This is a genomic window from Saccharopolyspora sp. ID03-671, assembly GCF_045278815.1.
GTDB lineage: Bacteria > Actinomycetota > Actinomycetes > Mycobacteriales > Pseudonocardiaceae > Saccharopolyspora > Saccharopolyspora ipomoeae.
The window spans coordinates 1768759-1786749 of record NZ_CP134054.1; the positions used below are offsets into that span (position 1 = coordinate 1768759).

Sequence of the window (17991 nt, forward strand, 5' to 3'; positions counted from 1 at the left end):
GCGGGTCAGTCCTCCGCGGGCAGCGCCAGGTCCCCGATCCTGAAGTCCAGCTCGGACTCGCAGTCGTCCAGCAGGATCGCGAACACCGGGGGGTCCTGGTCGGGGCCCGGATGCACGATCAGGTCGATGTCCTCGCGGGCGATCACGAGCCCTCGCACCCCGATCCGCGCGAACGCCGGGTGCGGTTCCCACCGCACGCAGTCCTCCGAGCGGCGGATCGTGCCCGCGACCTCCTCGTCCCCGAGCCCTTCGACGGAAGCGGCCAGCGCGTCCAGGGCCTCGCGATCGAGATCGTCGGCGAAGGTCTCCATTCCGGGAACCCGGAGGACGTCGCCGACCAGGATCATCGCGTACCCGGTGGGAAGCGGTCCGGCGAGCACGGCCTCGTCCGGCTCCGCCGGCGCCGGCCCGGAGCGGCGGTTCAGCTGGGCGCGGAAACTCGTGAACAGGTAGGTCACCGAGGCGACGAACCCGATGAAGCAGCACCCCACCCCGGTCGCGGCGAGCAGGTACGTCGAGTCGTCGAACGGATCGAACTCCTCGCTCCAGCCGCCGTGATCCACGGTGACCGAGTGGTCCTCGTTGAGCCATAGGTACCCGACAACGACCCAGGAGCCGAAGAACAGGGCCAGGAATGGCAGCACCCAGCGCCAGACGTGCCACCGGTGGATCTCGCCGTCCCACGCGATCGCGCGCGGGCAGTGCGCGCGCAGGACTTCAGCGATCGACGGAGCATCAGCGGTCAGACCGTTGAACTGGATCGACGCCCCGTCGGTGAGATCAGCGCAGCAGGTGAAGTCCCAGCCGAAGCGCCGCATCCACTCGAACGCCGCGGGGCCGGGCTTCACGCGCAGCCAGCGCACCTGGTCCCAGCGCCAACTCCGGTGACCCCGCCGGGAGACGTGGGCGATACCTCGCTCGTGCACGTCGTAGCGTTCCGCGGGCCCGCCGCGCAGGGCCTTGGTCAGCTGCGCCGCGGCAACGCCGAAACCGACCACGATCCCGATGAGCATCATGGCGGCGAACTTCCCCGCCGCTCGGCTGAACACGGGGTGCAGGACGAGCACGAGCATCAGTGCCGCGGCCACCGCGCCGATCACTGCGGCCGCGCCGCCCACGACCCAGCGCTGCCGGTTGTCCACTCCGTGCGAGCTCACCAGCGGTCCCAGCGCCTCCACACGCGTGATCGTAGACGACGCCAAGCCCCCGGCCGAGCCCTTCGGCTGAACCGCCGATCCCGTTCGCCGACGGCTGGGAGCGCCGCTCCCCCAGAGGTGTGGACGACTCCGATCACTGGCTCACCAGGTAACGTTGGGATCGTTCAATCTAGACCTTCTGACCTGCGATGACTGATATGATCACGAGCCCGAGGCCCGAGGCCCGAGGCCCGAGGCCCGAGGCCCGAGGCCCGAGGCCCGAGGCCCGAGGCCCGAGGCCCGAGGCCCGAGGCCCGAGGCCCGAGGCCCGAGGCCCGAGGCCCGAGGCCCGAGGCCCGAGGCCCGAGGCCCGAGGCCCGAGGCCCGAGGCCCGAGGCCCGAGGCCCGAGGCCCGAGGCCCGAGGCCCGAGGCCCGAGGCCCGAGGCCCGAGGCCCGAGGCCCGAGGCCCGAGGCCCGAGGCCCGAGGCCCGAGGCCCGAGGCCCGAGGCCCGAGGCCCGAGGCCCGAGGCCCGAGGCCCGAGGCCCGAGGCCCGAGGCCCGAGGCCCGAGGCCCGAGGCCCGAGGCCCGAGGCCCGAGGCCCGAGCTGTAACGGTCTCGTGCCCCGACCGGGGTGCGAGACCGAGCGTGGACGGCGAGCATGAGGGCTGATCTCTCGCGTCCGCTGCTGCCGGTCACCCCGGAAGAGCCCGTGCAGGGGACGTTCGACTGCGAGCGCACGGTTCTCGTCGTCGCGCGGACCGTGACCTCGACCGGTCGCCTGCTCGAAGCGCTGCGGTTCTTCCGCGACGACTTCCGGGTCAAGCCCGTGTTCACCGTCAACGACACCTCCCGCTACAGCGCCGGCGCGCACGAGCTGCTCGCCGCATCCGGGGTCGAGGAGATCGTGCCGTGGGACCGGGTGGGCGAGCTGGACTACGCGTTGGCGCTGTCGGCCAGCGAGAACATCGATTTCAGCCGTCTCCGGGGCACGACGGTGGTGCTGCCGCACGGCATCGGCTTCAACAAGTGGGTGCCCGATCCGACCACCCGCGGCACCCGGCTGGCGGGGCTTCCGCCGGTGGAGGCGCTGCGGACCGGCCGCGTGCGCCTGGTGCTGAGCCACCCGTCGCAGGAACGGCAGCTCCGGGAAGCCTGTCCCGAGATCGCGGGCTCCACGGCCGTGACCGGCGACCCGACCTACGACCAGTTGCGGGCGAGCCTGCCGCTGCGCGACCGCTACCGCAGGAAGCTCGGGCTCGGGGACCGGAAGCTGGTGCTGCTGAGCTCGACGTGGCGCAGCGAGTCGGAGCTCGGGGCGTGGCGGACGTTGCCGCTGGAAATGCTGGCCGCCCTGCCCAGCGACGAGTACCAGGTCGCGCTGGTCATGCACCCCAACATCTGGGCCTGGTACGGATCCCGGGTGGTGCGGAACTTCTTCGACCGCGCCCTCGACGCCGGGTTGCTGCTGATTCCCCCGGAACGCGGCTGGCACGCGGCCCTCGTGGCCGCCGACGTGGTGGTCGGTGACCACGGCTCGCTGAGCCTCTACAGCGCGGGGCTCGGAAAGCCCTTGCTGCTGTCCGCGTTCGGTGCCGAGCACGTGCCCGGCACCCCGGTCGAAGAGCTGGGCCGCACCGCTGAGCACCTGGTTCCGGGAACGGGCCTGCGGGAACAGGTGGAGCGCGCTCTGGCCCACCACGACCCGCAGCGGTTCTCCGGTCTCACCGATGGGATCTTCGCCCACGTCGGTCACGCCGAGACCAGGCTGCGCGATCTCCTCTACAGCGAGTTGAACCTGGCTCCCCCGCCCGGCGAGCCGCCGCTGCTGCGGCCTCCGGATGTGGACGTGACGCCGCAACCGGTCACCGCCTACGACACCTTCACCGATCTCACCACCGATGGTGATCTGAGGATCCGGCGCTTTCCGGCTTCGGCCCGGCAGCACGACGTGGCTGCCGAGGCGGGCTCGCCACGGCACCTCGCGGTGGAGGAGGACGAACGCGATCTGCACCGCCCGCACCAGGCTTCGGTGTTCGTTCTACGCGCCCCTTCCCCGGCTCCGGAGGCTCGCGCGTGGGCGGCCCGCGCTCTGGAGTCACTTCCGGGTGCTCGCGTCATCGCGGCGGCGACCGAATCGGGCTGCGTCGCCGCGGTCCGGCGTGGACCTGTCGTCGAGGTGAGCGGGTCGGCGGACGCGATGCTGCTTGCCTCCACCGTGTACGCCTGCTGGCTCGAAGGCGATCTCCGCGACCGCGACATCGCCGTGCACGCGGGCGAGACGTCGCTGCGGGTCCGCCTGACCGTCTCCTAGCCGAGTTCGTTGAGCTCGTTCTGCAACGCTTCGAGGCGCGGCGTGCCGAACCTCGCGTGGATCTCGATCGCGCGCTGCAGGCTGTCCCGTCGCAGCGCGGTATCGCCGCTGGTCTCGGCGACGGCGGCGAGGGCTTCGTGGGCGTGCGCCGCGTAGTAGTGGTCATCGCCCCGGGACAGCAGGTCCACGGCCTGGTGCAGCACGGCCACGGCTCGCTCGGTGTCTCCGAGCCGGTGGTGGGCCAGACCGACGGCGGTGAGCGCGCGCCCCTCCATGCGCTGGTCGGGGACGGCCTGGATGAGCCCGATCGCCTGGTGCAGGGTTTCCAGGGCCTCGTCGGGCTGACCGAGTTCGAGGAGGCTGGTGCCGAGGAAGTACGTCACGAACGCGGCTCCGCGCCCATCGGACGCGGCCTCGAACAGCGCGATGGTGCGCCGGTAGGCCGCGACCGCGCTCTCGTGCTGCCCGCGCACGTCGTGGAGCCGGCCGATGAGTTCCCACACCGACGCCACCAGGCGCTGGTTGCCGGTCGTTTCGGCGATCGGCAGCGACTCGTCCAGCGCGGCCTGCGCGGCGTCGAGGTCACCGAGGTCGCTGTGGGCTCGGGAGACGAAGCTGCACAGGCGCGCTTCGGCCTGCAGGTTCTCGTCGAGCTGGGCCGCACGCACTCCGATCCTCGTCGCTTCGACCCAGTCCTCCAGGTAGCGGCGGTTCACGTACAGAGCGGTCATGGCCTCGGCCAACTGCCACGCCGCGCGGTGTGATCCCGTGTCGAGCGCAGCGCGAAGGACCGCCATGAGGTTGGTCCGCTCGCTGTCCATCCACCGCAGCGCGTCCTTCTTGGCGTCCTCACCGGTGAACGGGCTGGGCTCGCCGGTCAGGACCTCGTCGTGGGACGTGATGCGGAGTCGCTTCTCCCCCATCGCCGCCAGATCGGCATGAGCGCATCGGCGCAGGAAGTGGGCGGTGGAGCGACGCAGGACTGCGTGCCGGAGCCGGGCGGCGTCGTCCGCTGCGTCCGCGACTCCGCGAGCGTGGCGCCGGACGAGGCTGTGCAGGCCGTAGCGCCCTCGGCCCTTGTCCAGCACCAGGTTCGCTTCCAGCAGCGCGTCGAGCGCCCGACGCAGTTCGGTCGGCGTGCCACTGCCCAGCGACAGGATCAGATCCCTGTCGAAGTCGACGCCCGGGAACAGCCCCAGCATCTCGTAGAGCCGAGCCGCCGCGTCGGGCAGCTCGTTGTAGCAGGCGGTGAACACCGAGGCAACGCGGTTCGCCTTGGGAGAGCTGAACGGAGCCAGATCGCTGTTCTCGGCGCGGATCTCGGCGACCAGGTCGCTCACCGAAAGGCTCGGATGGCTCAGCAGGCGGGCCGCAGCCACTCGCAGCGCGATCGGCAGGCCGCCGCACAGTCCCGCCAGGTCGCGGATCGCCGCCGGTTCCTCCACCGCGCGGTTCTCGGAGCACAAGGAGCTGAGCAGCTTGGCCCCGTCCTCGTCCGACAGCGGATGCACGGGGACGACTTCGGCTTGGTCGACGACGAGCTCACTGAGCTGGTGGTTGCTCGTCACCAGCACCGCACTGCCCGGAGCGGACGGGACGAACGGCACGACCTCGGCGGGTTCGATCACGTCGTCGAGCACCACGAGCATCGCGCGGTCACGCGTCTTGGAGCGGTAGTGGTTCACCCGGCCCGAGAAGGTCGGCGGCATTGCCTTGTCGTCCACACCCAACGACCTCAAGCAGTCCGCGAGCCCGTCGTTGACCGCGGTCGTCCCGTTCTCCCGCAGGAACCCGAGGTCGACGTAGAGCTCACCACCGGGATAAGCGCCGTCGTTGGAGGCGTCCACCGCACGCTGCACGACCGAGGTCTTGCCCACCCCGGGAAGCCCGGTGAACATGGCGATCCGCGCCGGACCGGTCGCGGGCTTGAGGAACGCGGCAGCATCCCGCAGCTCCTTGACCCGGTTGAAGAACGACCCCGTCGGCACCGGAACGTCATGCGGAATCACGTCGTGCCCACCAACACCCACGGACCCGTTGACCTGGCCGATCTGGAACACGGTCCCGCGCACGGTCCCCGACAGCTCGTTGGTTACCCGCGCGAGATCATCGCTCTTTCCCGGATCACTCATCCCATTCCCCCCAGGGCGAACACCATCCACACCGTGATCGACCGCCCACCCTACGCGATCACGACCCGAGGCCGGGCCACGATCGATCACAGCATCGGGACCATGAAGATCAACACTCCGAGGGCGCCGGCGACCACGGCGACCAGGCCGAGCACCTTGGTGCTTCGCGGCCAGTCCTGCCCTACCGGGCCGGCGCTAGCGGGCTGCCCGAACTGGCCGGGCGGAACACCGGGGCTCGGGGTGCTGGGCCGGGGCGGGCCATAAGGGGGCTCGCCCGCCTCGACCGCCGCGCGTCGCCTCTCCGCCTCAGCCTCCGCGGCGGCACGCGCGGCCAGTTCCTCCCGCACGGCCGCTCGGATCTCGGCCCTCAGCTCAGCCTTCTCCTTGCTGCGCTTCGCCTCACGGCGCGCGACGAACGTGGGCCATGCCGTGTATCCCGCGAGCAACAACGACACGAACGAGACGAAGAACGAGCCGATGCCGGCCACCCACGACCACGCCTCCAGCGCTTGCACGTCAACTCACTCCGGTCGGGACGGTTCCAGCAGCATCGTTCCGACGCGACGGTAGCGAACAGCACCGACGATCAACTCGGGTTCGATTCATCCGAACCACCCAGTCACCCGAAAAGCCCAACCACTCCGCAGCCATGCCGAACCACTCGGTAGCCACCACGACACCGGCCGACAGCCCCGTCATACGTGGGCTGGCGAGGCATCCGTGGTGTCCTAGTGGAACGCCTCAACCTAGTGCTATAGACCAAACGCTTTACCAAGAAACCCGTTCTCATCTCCACGCCTATCCGCCCCACCAAAATCAAGTTCCAGACAAACCCTCAGAAGGCATGTTCGAGAACGCGTCGCAGCACGGCCTCGGTTCCGAGTTCTTCCCGCGCGTCCGGGCTTTCCACGTAGAAGCGGACCAGGTGGTAAACCAGCGTCGCGTCTACGGCGAGGTGGATCGAGTCGATCTCGATCATGGGAACGGGAGGCAGTTTGTCGAGCTTCCACAGGCCTGCGAGCTGGCGCTTCTGCCAGGGCGCGTTGCTGTAAGCGACGACAAGGACCTCGCGGGTGCCGTTAGCTGAGGTACTGCTGGTAGTAGGTATACGCGGATTCCGTTCATCTTTCGCCGGATCGGGGGGCACGTATGACCGTCTTGAACACTGTCGATGACCAGCAGGTGAAGGTCCGCGAAGGGCTGGTCCAGGCGGCCAGGGACATGCGGGGCGAGCTCATCGTGCGTGCTGAGCGCGTCGAGCGGGACACGTTCTACGACGGTGCGGTTCATCGGTGGTTTCAGGAGGCCGGGTTCTACCGGATGTTGATTCCCGAGGCGCAGGGCGGGCTTGAGGTCGACCTGGCGACGTTCTACCGGGTGGTCATCGAGCTGGCGCGGGCGGACATGTCGACGGCGTGGTGCTTCTGCCTGTCCTCCAACCACGCGCTGATGTTCGGGAACTGGTTTCCGCGGGAGATCCACGACGAGGTGTACGACGACGGGCGGTTGATCGCTGCTTCGATGTACGCGCCGACGATCCGGGCGACTCCGGTTGATGGTGGGTGGAAGCTCGACGGGACGGTCAACTACTGCTCGGGCATCCCCTACTCCACGCACTTCATCGGGCAGTGCGTGCTGCCCGGCACGAACGCTGACGGGAGTCCGCGGCTCGGTCTGTACGTCGCGCCGAAGGACGCGTATCGGCGTCTGGACGATTGGGGAAACATGCTGGGGCTCAACGGTTCCGGCTCGCACAGCATCGTGTTCGACGACGCGTTCCTCCCGGAGCGGTTCATGGTCGAGGACGTGAACCTGGCCGATTACGGCTTTGACGGGCACAGCCCGGGCTCGCTGGCTTACGGCAACCCCATGTACTCGGGGCGTCACATGTCCTCGTTCGGCATCGGCGTCGCCGCGCTCACCATCGGCGGTGGCTACAACGCCCTCGACGAGTACGAGAACATCATGCGCGTCCGCAAGACTCCCTTACCGCCTTTCGCGCCGCGCACCGAGGACCCCGACTTCCTGCGCTGGTACGGCAGCGCGCTCGTCAAGCTCCAGGTCGCCGAAGCGGCGCTGTTCCACGCGCTCGACCGCTGGATGGATGCGGCGCGCGCCAACGTCGCGGGCACCGAGACGTTCTCGGCAGCCACCGACAACCTGCTCGGCGGGATCGGGCGCGAGCTCGTCGTGCAGACGTGGGAGGCGGTGGACCGCGATCTCTACCGCACGGTCGGAGCCTCGGCGTCCCGGCGCGGCGAGCGGTTCGAGCGAGTGTTTCGCGACCTGGCCCAGGCCGTCGGGCATCGCAATCCGCAGCTCAAGGAGCCCACCTACCGACTCATCGCGAACGAGCAGCTCGGGCTGGCCTGAACCTCAGCCCAGCAGTAGGTAGGCGACGAACACCAGGAACCCCACGCCGCCGATGCAGGCGATCAGACCGGGCAGCAGCAGGTGCGAGAAGCTGTTGACCTGCGCTTCTTGGGGCGCGCCCGGGTGGTAGATCACCTCGACCGTCCCGCCCGTGGTCATGCCCTTGCCCGGGCCGTGCGACAGCGGCGTGAACTCGACTCGGTTGCCCGCGATGTCGGTGAAAGCGATGACCGGGGCCCAACTGGGCCCGTACTCCGAATCGTCAAGGCGCACGTTGCGCACGACGGTGCCCTCGGCGATCTGACCGCTCCGCCGCAGCCGCCACGCGGCGGCGATCTGCCCGCTCCCCCAGCCCAGGACGGCGCCACCGCCGACGACCAGGCCTGCTTTGCCGGGAACTCGCTGCATCGCGTTCTTCTCGCGCTTCTGCCCGGCCATGTCACATCCCGCCGGGGTTGCTGATCGCGGAGACGACAACACCCACCGCGGTGATGAGCATGGCGGTCCCTCCCAGGAGCAGGGCGGCCGCGGGCACCCACCACGCACGCGAAGCCACTCGCGCCTGGGTCGGCTGGTCGGGCAGGTACATCACGGTGACCGCTCGGCCCGTGCGAGCCTGCCAGCGGGTGCTGGCCGGCCGGGTGAATTCCACCGGCTGACCGCGATGATCGGTGAAGCCGACGACGTAGTAGGTGCGCTTGTCCGAGGTCACGCTGTCGATCACACGTCCCCGCGTCCGCAGACCTCGCCGGCGAACCCGGGTGACCGCACGACCTTCCTGGATTCCCGCAGCGACCATGCCGCCACCGCCGACCAGGAGGATCGCGGGCATCAGCCATCGGCCGACCGCGGTTCCCACCGAGTAGGTGCCTGGCGCGAACGCGAGGATGAGGGTCAGGACCAGCGCGAGGACCAACCCTCCGGCCACGACCGCCAACAGCCCCGGAACGAGGAGGTGCGCGGCGGTGTTGACCCGCGCGTCCGGAGACGCTTCGGGCAGGTAGATCACCTCGACGGTGCTGCCGGTGGCCAGTTCCAGGCCGTTTCCTCGCGCTACCGGCGTGAACTCGACGTGATTGCCCGCGTGGTCGGTGAAGGCGATCACCGGCGACAGGTCCGGCCCGTACGCCGAGTCGCCGGTGCGGACGTTGTCCACCACCGCGCCTTCCGCGATCAGGCCGCGCCGCCGCAAGCGGGCGACGAGGAAAAGCTCCCTGATCCCGAACACCAGGAGGTAGAACGGAGCCATCACCATGCCGACCTTGCCCGGCAGGCGGTCGATCAAGGCCCTCACGCGTTCGACTTCGGTCATGCCGCACCGTTCCCCTCGTCGGGCTGAACCACGTTCGCAGCCAGGGCAAACGCGGCGCATCCACTAACAGGACGTGCGAGACCTGCGCGGGGTTGCGCCCGTTTTGCGGCAACCCTGAACCCGCTCGGGACTCAGTCCGCGCGAGACCCGGGGTGCGCCGACTTTCGGCAGTGGTCGACGCCACCCGCCGGAGGCGAGAGGTTCTGCGAAAAGCGTCGTGCACCAGCGCGGATGGGCACGGAACTCCCCTCTTCATCGTCGAAGCGGAAGGCACATTACCGAGCAACACGAGCCCGAAATTTTCGGAACTATCTATAAACTTTCAGGATAGTAACCCACGGAAGTGCGCCGGAGTCAACAGGAACAGCTGGTGAAGCGGAAATTTCAGCCGTTTCGCGGCAGAAAGTTTCGAAATTTCAGGTCGACCACCGGAACCAGCAACGATCGGAGCAGCGAGAACGCGCCCATGCGGCGGATCCGCGTCACGAGCCGTTGACAACGGGACGCGGGGCCGTAACATGCGAAACCAACACGGCCCGAACACTGTCCGACCACGCGAACGCCCCGTTCAGGGCGTCGCTGTGCGCGGTCTCCCCTTGTCAGCAGGCATTTCCTTGCTTCACCGGGATGGTGTTCTCATGTTCTGGCCCAGTCGTGCCCACACCCGCCGGAGTGTTCTGACCGCGAGTGCCGCCGCGGCCTTGACCGATGGGCAGTTCTTCACGGGCTGCCGATTCGGCGACCGCGCCACGAGATGACTCGGGCCGTCACGAACGCCGGCTCCGCGTTCCGCAGCAACGGCTTTCAGGCAGTGCGATGACCCCCGCGAGCGATTCCGCATGTTCCGCGCGCCGTGAGCGCCGCAGAGATTTCCCCTGAAAAACAAGAGAAGGAGTTCTCGTGAAGAACAGTTCGAGCGTTCGACGCCCCCGAAGTCGGACGGCGTTGGCGCTGTTGGCATCCGGTGTTCTCGCCACCAGCGGCGTCGGGCTCTTCACCGGTACGGCCCACGCCGCCGAGACGCTGGGCGATTCGGCCGCCCAGAGCGGGCGGTACTTCGGAACCGCGATCGAACCCGGCTATTTCGGCGAGCAGCCGTACGTGGACACGCTGAACCAGGAGTTCAACAGCGTCGTCGCCGAGAACAACATGAAGTGGGAGACCACCGAACCGGCTCAGGGCCAGTTCGACTTCAGCGGCGGTGACCAGGTCGTCGGTCACGCCGAGAGCCAGGGGATGCAGGTGCGCGGTCACACGCTGGTGTGGCACTCGCAGCTGGCGCCGTGGGTTCAACAGCTCACCGGGGACGCGCTGAACCAGGCGATGATCGATCACATCAACGGGGTCGCCGGCCACTACCAGGGCCAGATCGCGTCCTGGGACGTGGTGAACGAGGCGTTCGACGAGGACGGCACTCGCCGCGACGACTCCCACTTCCAGCAGCAGCTCGGCGACGGCTACATCGAAGAAGCGTTCCGCACCGCCGACGCCGCCGACCCGAACGCCCAGCTCTGCTACAACGACTACAACACCGACGGCATCAACGCGAAGAGCAACGGCGTCTACGACATGGTCGCCGATTTCAAGGCTCGCGGGGTGCCGATCGACTGCGTCGGCTTCCAGACCCACCTCAGCACCGACACCGATCTGAGCACCTACCAGCAGAACCTCCAGCGCTTCGCCGACCTCGGCGTCGACGTGCACGTCACGGAGCTGGACGTCGGTGGCTCGGGCACCGCGCAGGCCGACGCGTATCGCACGGTCACCGAAGCCTGCTTGGCGGTCGAGCGCTGCAAGGGCATCACGGTTTGGGGCATCACCGACGCGTACTCCTGGCGCGCCGAGGAAACCCCGCTGCTGTTCGACGGGAACTACCAGAAGAAGGAAGCCTACGGCGCCGTGCTCGAAGCCCTGAACAGCGCGGGCGCGTAGCCCGACAGTTCTTGCGCATCACCCGTTTTCCCGGCTGGAGGGCCAACTCCCAGGTTGGCCCTCCAGCCGAATCACGAGGGAGTCTTGCCATGCATGTTCATGCACGTCGTCAGCGCTCGCGTCCCGTCGTCGTGATGACCGTCGCCGCGCTGGGTTCGGTGCTGCTCGCCGGTCCGGCATCAGCGGCGCCCGAGACATCGCAGTTGCCGAGCAGTTTCGAGTGGTCGTCCACCGGACCCGTGATCTCGCCGGCGGAGAACCTCAACTCCGCCTCCGCCAAGGACCCGTCCGTCGTCCAGGATCAGGAGGGCACCTGGCACGTGTTCTTCACCAGGGTCGAGAACGGCGACTGGGGCCTGGCCCACACGAGCTTCCGCGACTGGTCCCAGGCCTCGACCGCGCCGCAGGTCGATCTGGAAACCGCATCGGCCATCGGCCCCGGCTACCGCGCGGCGCCCCACGCCTTCTACTTCGCGCCCACCGACGAGTGGTACCTCGTCTACCAGACCGGTCTGCCGTCGTACTCGACCACCAAGACCCCGGAGACCCGACGAGCTGGTCCGCGCCCAGGAACTTCATGGATTCCGTCCCCCAGGTCGTCCAGGACAACATCGGCGACGGTTTCTGGCTGGACTTCTTCGTCACCTGCGACGACACCAACTGCTACCTGTTCTCAGCCGACGACAACGGCCACGTCTACCGCTCCGAAACGACCTTGCAGAACTTCCCGAACGGTTTCGGCAACACCCAGATCGTCCTGGAAGACACGGCCAACAACCTCTTCGAGGGCGGCGCCGTCTACCGCGTCGGCGACACCAACACCTACCTGCTGATGTGGGAGGCCATCGGCTCCGACAACCGCCGCTGGTACCGGTCGTTCACCGCCGAGGGTCTCGACGGCGAGTGGAAACCGCTGGCCGACACCGAGGACAACCCGTTCGCCCGCAGCAACAACGTCACCTTCGACGACGGCAACGCCTGGACGAAGGACATCAGCCACGGCGAACTGATCCGCAGCACCAACGACCAGACCATGACCATCGACCCCTGCAACCTCGAACTCGTCTACCAAGGCCAAGACCCGTCCGCCGAGGGCGCCTACGAAGACCTCCCCTACAAGATCAGCAAAGCCACCCAAACCAACTCAGACTGCTGACCCACACCCCGCGGGACGTCCCGGCCGACGACGCCGGGCCGTCCCGCGCCGGCTACGTCCCTCATGCAGAGGTCAGTTGCGACATGGCGTCTCGGTCGAACTCGCCCCGGGCGATGCCGTCGAGGAACGCGGAGACCTCGGCTTCGGTGAATTCGAGCTCCGGACCGGGGGTCGGCGTGATGGTGCTGCGGAAGGTGTAGGTCCCGTCGGAGCGGGCCGTCATCGCCAGGCACAAGCCGTCGACGTCCCCGGAACGCACGCCGACCAGGAAGGCGTCGAACTGCTCCTCTGTGAAGCGAATCCGCAGGTCATCGGTGGCGCCGAAGGGCTTCTTGTCGTCGCGTAACTCGACCCAGCCATCCCGGCGAGCGACGCGGACGCATTCCTTGTCGGGCATACTGGCAGTGGCCTTGAAGAATTCTTCCTCGGTGAAAGTCGGTCGTGCCGTAGTCATTCTCGGGCCCCTCTTCAAGCTCACTTCCTGAAGTCCTGCGAGACCGACTTCAGGAACTTCCTGGTCTCTTCAAACCGTAGCGCGGCGTTCGAGACGCGAGCCCAAGCTGCTTCGTGCGCAGCGACCGCCTTCTTGTCGTCGAGGTACCTGATCTCGCCCTCCCCTTCGACGTAGACCAGCTTCAACGAACCCGCCGCACCGGGCGACGGAACGTGGATCACGGTGAACGGATTCACGACGGGCACCCGCTGGCCAACTGGTTGGTCGAAGGGCATGACCTGCAGCATGATGTTCGGCCGTTTCGACAGTTTGATCAGGAAGTCCATCTGCTCGCGCATGACATCGGCGTCTCCCCAGGTACGCCGCACGCACGACTCCGAGATCACGTACTGAACGATCGGCGCCTCGGAGCCCGCGAGAACCTCCTGACGCGCCAACCGAGCTTCAACCCGTTCGTCCAAGGACAGACCACTCGCTCCGGACATCTCCGTGTGCTGAGCCCGAACATAGGCTTCGCACTGCAGCAGGCCTGGGATCACCTCGACATGTGCGGCGCGAATCTGGTCGGCGTGCTTTTCCAGGTCCACCAACAGGCGCAAGTCCTCGGAATAGGCGCGGTTGTGGCCTGTGGTCCAGAAGCCTCGTTTGTGGTTGTCGCGGCGGAGTTCGCGGAGGGATTCCTTGTAGCCCTCGTCGTCGAAGCCGAGCTTGTCGGCGAGCAGCACCAGGTCACCGGGCGAGATGCTGCCGCCGCCGTTGACGAGCAGGGCGATGCGCGACTGGCTCGTCTCGATGAGCTTCGCCGCCTCGCTCTGCGAGATGCCCGCGGTCTCGATCATGTGCGCGAGCTCGCGGCCGAGCAGCAGTTTCCTGGCGGTACGAACCGTCGCCGACATGGGTGTGGTCCTCCTGGTCAGTGCGGCAGGCGAAGGCCGATGGGTGACGGACTCCGAACGCGAGCAAAGGGTAAACCCGATGATCACCCAAACGGCATCACCATCAAAGCTTGATGACCAAGTTTCCTTTCGCCACCATTGCTGGAACCAGATTCACCTCGATCAACATTCCTCGGAGGAACCATGACCAGCGCGATCGACAGTTCAGCGGACGAATCCGGCCTCACCCCCATATGCAGCCGCGCCCGGTTCACCGAACTGATCGAGGGCCTGGTCGCGGACTTCGCACCTAAGGTGTTCGCGATCGTGCAGGAGTACGGCGACCGACTCGACGCCGAGATCGTCGCCTGGGGAATCGCCTTCGACGACCGAGCCGAAGTCGTGGACGTCGACGGCGGCCTCCGCATGAGCCTGGAGACGCCGGAACGAGCGCTGCTGGGCTTCCGCGCAGGCGACAACTTCACCGAGCACCTGGTGTGGGTGAATCCCGACGCAGCAACCCAATCCGACCAGGACGAGGACTAGAACGAGAACGTCGAGCACCAAGAGCGGCAAAGAAGCGGGTTCACGCCAGGTCGGGCGGACGTTGCTTGTCGCTCTGGAGGAATCGGGCGGCTTGGGCGAAGTCGTAGCCACAGCTCTTGCAGGTCATCTGCCCTCGCTTGATGGTTCGGCCGCACGCCGGGCAGTCGCGGGTTCTCGGCTTCGTCACCAGCCAGAGGATCCCGAGAATCACATCGCCCGCGACCCAGTCCTGTGGCTGTGCAGTCCCGGCGCCGGCTTCGTCACCGGAACCGCCCTCCCCGTCGACGGCGGCTTCACCGTCCACTGACGTCGGGAACCGCAGGTCAAGCCGGGAAGGTCAAGCACACCAGCGATGCGCCCTCGTCGGCCGGCAGGGAGAAGTAGCGGGCGGTGTCGGACGAGCTGCTCGCGCACGACGCGTTCGGGTCGTTCTTGACGCTGGAGACGACCAGGACCGTGTTGTAGTGGCCGGGCAGCTCGGTCTCGTCGCAGTCGACGGCGGTGGCCGTCCCGATCTGCACGCCGCCGTCCGGCGTGGTCTCGGCCAGCACGCAGTACCTCGGCACCCACACCCGGTCCAGGCACAGCGTCGTGGTGTACCCGGAATCTCCGGTGTAGCTCCACGGGACGTAGTCCGAGGAGCCGCTGGTGCACTCCGAGCTGTCCAGCGACGTGCTGATCACCTTGAACACGCCGGCGGTCTTGTCGTTGCAGGGCACGGCGTCCGGCGGCGTCGAGGTGTTCCACTCGCCCTCGCCGTCCTGGTAGACCGGCAGGCAGCTGCCCTCCTCGACGTCCTCGAACGCCTCCTCGGTCGAGTCGGTCGTCGAGGTCGTGGTCTCGGTGCTGTCGTACTCGTAGCTGTCGCTCTCGTCCCAGTCGTAGGACGAGGTGCTGTCGTAGGACGAGGTGGTCGTGGAGGCCTCGTCGGAATCCGACGCCGAGTCGTCGGAGGTGTCGACCTGGCTGATACCGATGATCGACACCAGCAGCAGCCCGATCGCCACCAGCACCCCGACCACCGGCAGGACCCGGTACGGGGTCGTCTCGGTCGGTTCCGCGATCGTCGCGGGAGGTTCGGCGGCGGGCGCCTGCAGCAACCGCAGCGCCTCGGCCGCGCTGGGACGCCCAGCCGGATCGGCTCCGCGCATCCGCGCGATCAACCTGCCGAGTTCGCCAGGGGACGCGGGAGCGTCGTCGGCTTGGCCCGGCGGCCCGCCCGTGAGCGCGTGCTGGAGGGTCGCGCCCAGCGCGTGCACGTCCCCGGCCGCGGTCGGCGCTTCCTCGTCGTGCTCAGGCGCGCGGTAGGCCGGATCGCCGAGGGGCGTGTCGAAACCGGTGAGCACGGCCTCGCCGACGCCTGTCAGCCGGACGACCTGCGGCGACACTCCCCCGTGAGCGATGCCCTCGCGGTGCGCGACCGCCAACGCGCGCAGCAGGTCCTCGGCGATCGGTGTCGCGGTCGCCTCGGGCACCGGCCCGTACGCGGCGACGTCCTCTTCGAGGGTGCGGCCCTCCACCAGGCTGGTCACCGACCACAGCACGTCCTGGTCGGCGACCAGCGCGTCGGCGAGGACGAGGTTCGCGCTGGAGCGCTGCGCGGCGGCCCGTCGACGGGCGTGCTCGGTGCGCCGCCGGTCGAACGCGGCGACCCGGTCGGCGGCGTCCTGCGCCGAGGACACCCGGGTCCGTTCCAGGGTCACCTGCTCGCCGCTGTCCTCGTCGCGGGCTCGCCATCGAGCCCCGGACGCGCGCAGCAGTCGGTAGCGCCCGCCGACGAGGTCGCCTTCCTGCGGTTGTGCCATCCCGACGTGCCCTCCCCGATCAGCCGAAGAAGGCGCTCACGGCACCCTCGACGTTCGTCACCGCGGTCGCCAGCTCACCGACGTGCCCGGCCGAGGACGAGATTCCGGCCAGCAGCCGCGAGATCCTGCCCCTGTCGGGCGCGTCCTCCTCCGCGGCAGCGACCAGCTCGTCGGCCTCGCGCACAGCACCGTCAGCGAGTTCGCCGTCATCGAGTTCGCCGTCGTCGACGGCGCGCCGCAGTTCCGCGCGCAGCTGCTGGATCTGCTCCCGCAACTCCCGCAGCTCGCGGGAGTTGCCGTAGGAGACGGCCCGCGCGTGCGGCCCCGCGGCGACCGCGTCGGCGTTGAGCTGACCCGATCCGCTGATGTTGATCCCGTGGTTCTCCGCCATGCGATCACTTCCCTCTGCCCGCCGGCGCCGAACGGGGCCGGGTGAAGGTGCTTCCCGCTCGCGACACGACCTTCGCGATCGGATTGGTGCCCACGGCGAGACTTCCCGCGGTCAGACTGCCCTGCCCGGACACGTAGACACCGTTGTTGAGGATGGTGGTCTGCCGTTCCCGCAGGTCCCGGGTGTCGATGTCGCGCTCGTCCAGGAACTCCTCCAGCGCGTCGACCACGCGCCGCTCGACGACCTTGGAGTACATCTCCTTGTCCAGGGCCTGGAAGTAGCGGTGGTACCACTTCTCGGCGGCCAGCTCGCGCAGGCAGATCTCAGCGCCGTAGTTGAAGCTGCGGCCGTGCTTGATGGCACGGGCCTCCCGCATCCGCCCGAGCGCGTCCTCCAGCGGTGCGAGCACGACCGAGGACAACCGCGCCACCGCCCCGAACGCGACCGGCACGAACCGCAGCAGGCACGAACGGGTCGCCCTGGCGAGCTGCAGCGGCGTCGGCGCGTCCAGCAGGCGGTCCACCTGCTGGTAGCGATCGTGGATCGGCCGCAGCAGGGAGTAGTTCGCCTCGACGTGCAGCTGATCCCCGCGCGGCAGCAGCGAGAACCGCAGGAACAGCGTCACCACGAGATCACCGCTCCACCCGCCCACGCGGATCACCAGGTACGGGCGCGCCCTGCTGGTGGCGTCCTCGCGCATCCGGGCGATCACGTCCTCGTCGACCCGAGCCGCCGGGGCGGCGAGCTCGTTCGGCAGCACGGCGCGCTTGACCGCCGGATCGAGGCCGTGCAGCAGGTCCAGGCCGCTGACGAAGACCCGGTCCTCGACCACCAGTCCCGGCAGCCCGATCTCGCGGACGGCGTCGGCGATGTGGTCCCGCAGCTCGCCGGTCGTGAAGTCGATGACGTCGGTGCAGCCCTCGGCCGGTTTCGCCACGTTCAGGGTGAACGACCAGTTCCCGAACGAGTCGCCGTAACCGGAGAACGGGCCGTACTGCGCGGAAACCGTGACGTTCCCCCGGTTCTGGAGCTCGATGGCGTCCAGCCGGGCCCGGATCGCACCGCTGCCGGGTGCGGGCGCGAGCGCGGGGTCGAACACGTCGCGCCGCAGGCGCTTGGCCAGAACTCCGTACTGGGTGGACAGCGTTTCGACCAGCAGCACGGCCCATCCGGAGAACAACGCCAGCAGCACCCACTCGGATTCGGGACTCGCGAGGAGCACGAGACCGATCACCAGCAGCGCCACCAGAACCACGTCGCGGATCATCTGCCTGGACCGCGCGGCCACCCCGTACTTGAGGACGGTGACGAGATCGACCCCGGGCGAGGACGCGATCGCGCGGTAGTGCGCTTTGAGGATCTTCTTGTGCGCCTGGTGGTTCAGGCTCGCGTTCATCTGCAACGCCGCGCACAGGTAGCGCGTCGCGTCGCGGTTGAACCCCGTTCCCGGCACGACCCGGGTCGGCGGCACCGTCTCGGAGTTGGCCGGGACCCGGTCCCGGCCGCACTCCGGGCACCGCACGAGTTCGTCGGCGTGGTCGACACCGCAGTAGTGGCACTTCATCG

The 17991-nt window shown here is 68.4% G+C and carries 17 protein-coding genes and 1 pseudogene; 5 read left to right on the plus strand and 13 right to left on the minus strand.

Features of this window, described 5'->3' with window-relative positions:
* Positions 1 to 5: 5 nt before the first annotated feature.
* Positions 6 to 1178, minus strand: a complete 1173-nt coding sequence (locus REH65_RS08290; RefSeq protein WP_406691977.1) for a hypothetical protein — start codon at positions 1176 to 1178, stop codon at positions 6 to 8.
* Between the two features lie 618 nt (positions 1179 to 1796).
* On the opposite strand from REH65_RS08290, the gene REH65_RS08295 reads away from it, so the two are divergent.
* A complete protein-coding gene (locus REH65_RS08295) occupies positions 1797 to 3449 on the plus strand; it encodes a hypothetical protein (protein WP_406691978.1) in 1653 nt (550 codons plus the stop codon).
* On the opposite strand, the gene REH65_RS08300 is transcribed toward REH65_RS08295, so the two are convergent.
* From REH65_RS08300 to REH65_RS08310, 3 genes are all read right to left on the minus strand, one after another.
* Entirely contained in the window at positions 3446 to 5581 is a 2136-nt protein-coding gene (locus tag REH65_RS08300) for a tetratricopeptide repeat protein (protein ID WP_406691979.1), read from the minus strand. The genes REH65_RS08295 and REH65_RS08300 overlap by 4 nt on opposite strands.
* An 86-nt stretch (positions 5582 to 5667) precedes the next feature.
* A complete protein-coding gene (locus REH65_RS08305; protein WP_406691980.1) occupies positions 5668 to 6096 on the minus strand; it encodes a hypothetical protein in 429 nt (142 codons plus the stop codon).
* 320 nt (positions 6097 to 6416) lie between these two features.
* Positions 6417 to 6560 carry a hypothetical protein gene (locus REH65_RS08310; RefSeq protein ID WP_406691981.1) on the minus strand — a complete coding sequence of 48 codons (144 nt, stop codon included), beginning with the start codon at positions 6558 to 6560 and terminating at the stop codon, positions 6417 to 6419.
* Positions 6561 to 6730: 170 nt separating this feature from the next.
* Between REH65_RS08310 and REH65_RS08315 the strand changes: the two genes are divergently transcribed.
* Complete coding sequence (locus REH65_RS08315; RefSeq protein WP_406691982.1) at positions 6731 to 7954, plus strand: acyl-CoA dehydrogenase family protein; 1224 nt, start codon at positions 6731 to 6733, stop codon at positions 7952 to 7954.
* A gap of 3 nt (positions 7955 to 7957) precedes the next feature.
* Here the strand turns inward: REH65_RS08315 and REH65_RS08320 are convergent, their stop codons facing one another.
* Both REH65_RS08320 and REH65_RS08325 read right to left on the minus strand, forming a co-directional pair.
* Entirely contained in the window at positions 7958 to 8392 is a 435-nt protein-coding gene (locus REH65_RS08320) for a DUF3592 domain-containing protein (RefSeq protein WP_406691983.1), read from the minus strand.
* Position 8393: 1 nt separating this feature from the next.
* A complete protein-coding gene (locus tag REH65_RS08325) occupies positions 8394 to 9266 on the minus strand; it encodes a DUF3592 domain-containing protein (RefSeq protein ID WP_406691984.1) in 873 nt (290 codons plus the stop codon).
* A 900-nt stretch (positions 9267 to 10166) separates the two neighbouring features.
* Here REH65_RS08325 and REH65_RS08330 point away from each other — a divergent pair.
* Entirely contained in the window at positions 10167 to 11198 is a 1032-nt protein-coding gene (locus tag REH65_RS08330) for an endo-1,4-beta-xylanase (protein WP_406691985.1), read from the plus strand.
* Positions 11199 to 11307: 109 nt separating this feature from the next.
* On the opposite strand, the gene REH65_RS08335 is transcribed toward REH65_RS08330, so the two are convergent.
* A complete protein-coding gene (locus tag REH65_RS08335; protein WP_406693302.1) occupies positions 11308 to 11463 on the minus strand; it encodes a hypothetical protein in 156 nt (51 codons plus the stop codon).
* On the opposite strand from REH65_RS08335, the pseudogene REH65_RS08340 reads away from it, so the two are divergent.
* A pseudogene (locus REH65_RS08340) lies at positions 11438 to 12354 on the plus strand (non-reducing end alpha-L-arabinofuranosidase family hydrolase). The gene REH65_RS08335 and the pseudogene REH65_RS08340 sit on opposite strands and share 26 nt — an antisense overlap.
* Before the next feature lie 61 nt (positions 12355 to 12415).
* Here the strand turns inward: REH65_RS08340 and REH65_RS08345 are convergent.
* Positions 12416 to 12808 (minus strand): DUF397 domain-containing protein, encoded by a 393-nt coding sequence (locus REH65_RS08345; protein ID WP_406691986.1) that lies wholly within the window; start codon positions 12806 to 12808, stop codon positions 12416 to 12418.
* Between the two features lie 20 nt (positions 12809 to 12828).
* Complete coding sequence (locus REH65_RS08350) at positions 12829 to 13704, minus strand: Scr1 family TA system antitoxin-like transcriptional regulator (RefSeq protein ID WP_406691987.1); 876 nt, start codon at positions 13702 to 13704, stop codon at positions 12829 to 12831.
* 183 nt (positions 13705 to 13887) lie between these two features.
* Between REH65_RS08350 and REH65_RS08355 the strand changes: the two genes are divergently transcribed.
* Entirely contained in the window at positions 13888 to 14229 is a 342-nt protein-coding gene (locus tag REH65_RS08355; RefSeq protein ID WP_406691988.1) for a hypothetical protein, read from the plus strand.
* A 40-nt stretch (positions 14230 to 14269) separates the two neighbouring features.
* Here the strand turns inward: REH65_RS08355 and REH65_RS08360 are convergent, their stop codons facing one another.
* From REH65_RS08360 to REH65_RS08375, 4 genes are read right to left on the minus strand one after another with little or no spacing between them, the layout of a single operon-like run.
* Positions 14270 to 14533: a zinc ribbon domain-containing protein gene (locus REH65_RS08360; protein ID WP_406691989.1), complete on the minus strand. Its 264-nt coding sequence runs from the start codon at positions 14531 to 14533 to the stop codon at positions 14270 to 14272.
* A gap of 19 nt (positions 14534 to 14552) precedes the next feature.
* Positions 14553 to 16034, minus strand: coding sequence for a serine/threonine protein kinase (locus REH65_RS08365; RefSeq protein ID WP_406691990.1), 1482 nt, complete (start codon positions 16032 to 16034; stop codon positions 14553 to 14555).
* Positions 16035 to 16053: 19 nt separating this feature from the next.
* Positions 16054 to 16425, minus strand: coding sequence for a DUF5955 family protein (locus REH65_RS08370; RefSeq protein WP_406691991.1), 372 nt, complete (start codon positions 16423 to 16425; stop codon positions 16054 to 16056).
* Between the two features lie 4 nt (positions 16426 to 16429).
* Entirely contained in the window at positions 16430 to 17989 is a 1560-nt protein-coding gene (locus REH65_RS08375; protein WP_406691992.1) for a hypothetical protein, read from the minus strand.
* Positions 17990 to 17991 lie beyond the last annotated feature (2 nt).

What these genes read in the sequence shown, in the direction of transcription:
- REH65_RS08345 (WP_406691986.1), bottom strand. Translation starts at nt 12,808, where the DNA reads ATGACTACGGCACGACCGACTTTCACCGAGGAAGAATTCTTCAAGGCC.
- REH65_RS08370 (WP_406691991.1), bottom strand. Translation starts at nt 16,425, where the DNA reads ATGGCGGAGAACCACGGGATCAACATCAGCGGATCGGGTCAGCTCAAC.
- REH65_RS08295 (WP_406691978.1), top strand. Translation starts at nt 1,797, where the DNA reads ATGAGGGCTGATCTCTCGCGTCCGCTGCTGCCGGTCACCCCGGAAGAG.
- REH65_RS08350 (WP_406691987.1), bottom strand. Translation starts at nt 13,704, where the DNA reads ATGTCGGCGACGGTTCGTACCGCCAGGAAACTGCTGCTCGGCCGCGAG.
- REH65_RS08365 (WP_406691990.1), bottom strand. Translation starts at nt 16,034, where the DNA reads ATGGCACAACCGCAGGAAGGCGACCTCGTCGGCGGGCGCTACCGACTG.
- REH65_RS08300 (WP_406691979.1), bottom strand. Translation starts at nt 5,581, where the DNA reads ATGAGTGATCCGGGAAAGAGCGATGATCTCGCGCGGGTAACCAACGAG.
- REH65_RS08355 (WP_406691988.1), top strand. Translation starts at nt 13,888, where the DNA reads ATGACCAGCGCGATCGACAGTTCAGCGGACGAATCCGGCCTCACCCCC.
- REH65_RS08315 (WP_406691982.1), top strand. Translation starts at nt 6,731, where the DNA reads ATGACCGTCTTGAACACTGTCGATGACCAGCAGGTGAAGGTCCGCGAA.
- REH65_RS08320 (WP_406691983.1), bottom strand. Translation starts at nt 8,392, where the DNA reads ATGGCCGGGCAGAAGCGCGAGAAGAACGCGATGCAGCGAGTTCCCGGC.
- REH65_RS08310 (WP_406691981.1), bottom strand. Translation starts at nt 6,560, where the DNA reads ATGATCGAGATCGACTCGATCCACCTCGCCGTAGACGCGACGCTGGTT.
- REH65_RS08325 (WP_406691984.1), bottom strand. Translation starts at nt 9,266, where the DNA reads ATGACCGAAGTCGAACGCGTGAGGGCCTTGATCGACCGCCTGCCGGGC.
- REH65_RS08375 (WP_406691992.1), bottom strand. Translation starts at nt 17,989, where the DNA reads ATGAAGTGCCACTACTGCGGTGTCGACCACGCCGACGAACTCGTGCGG.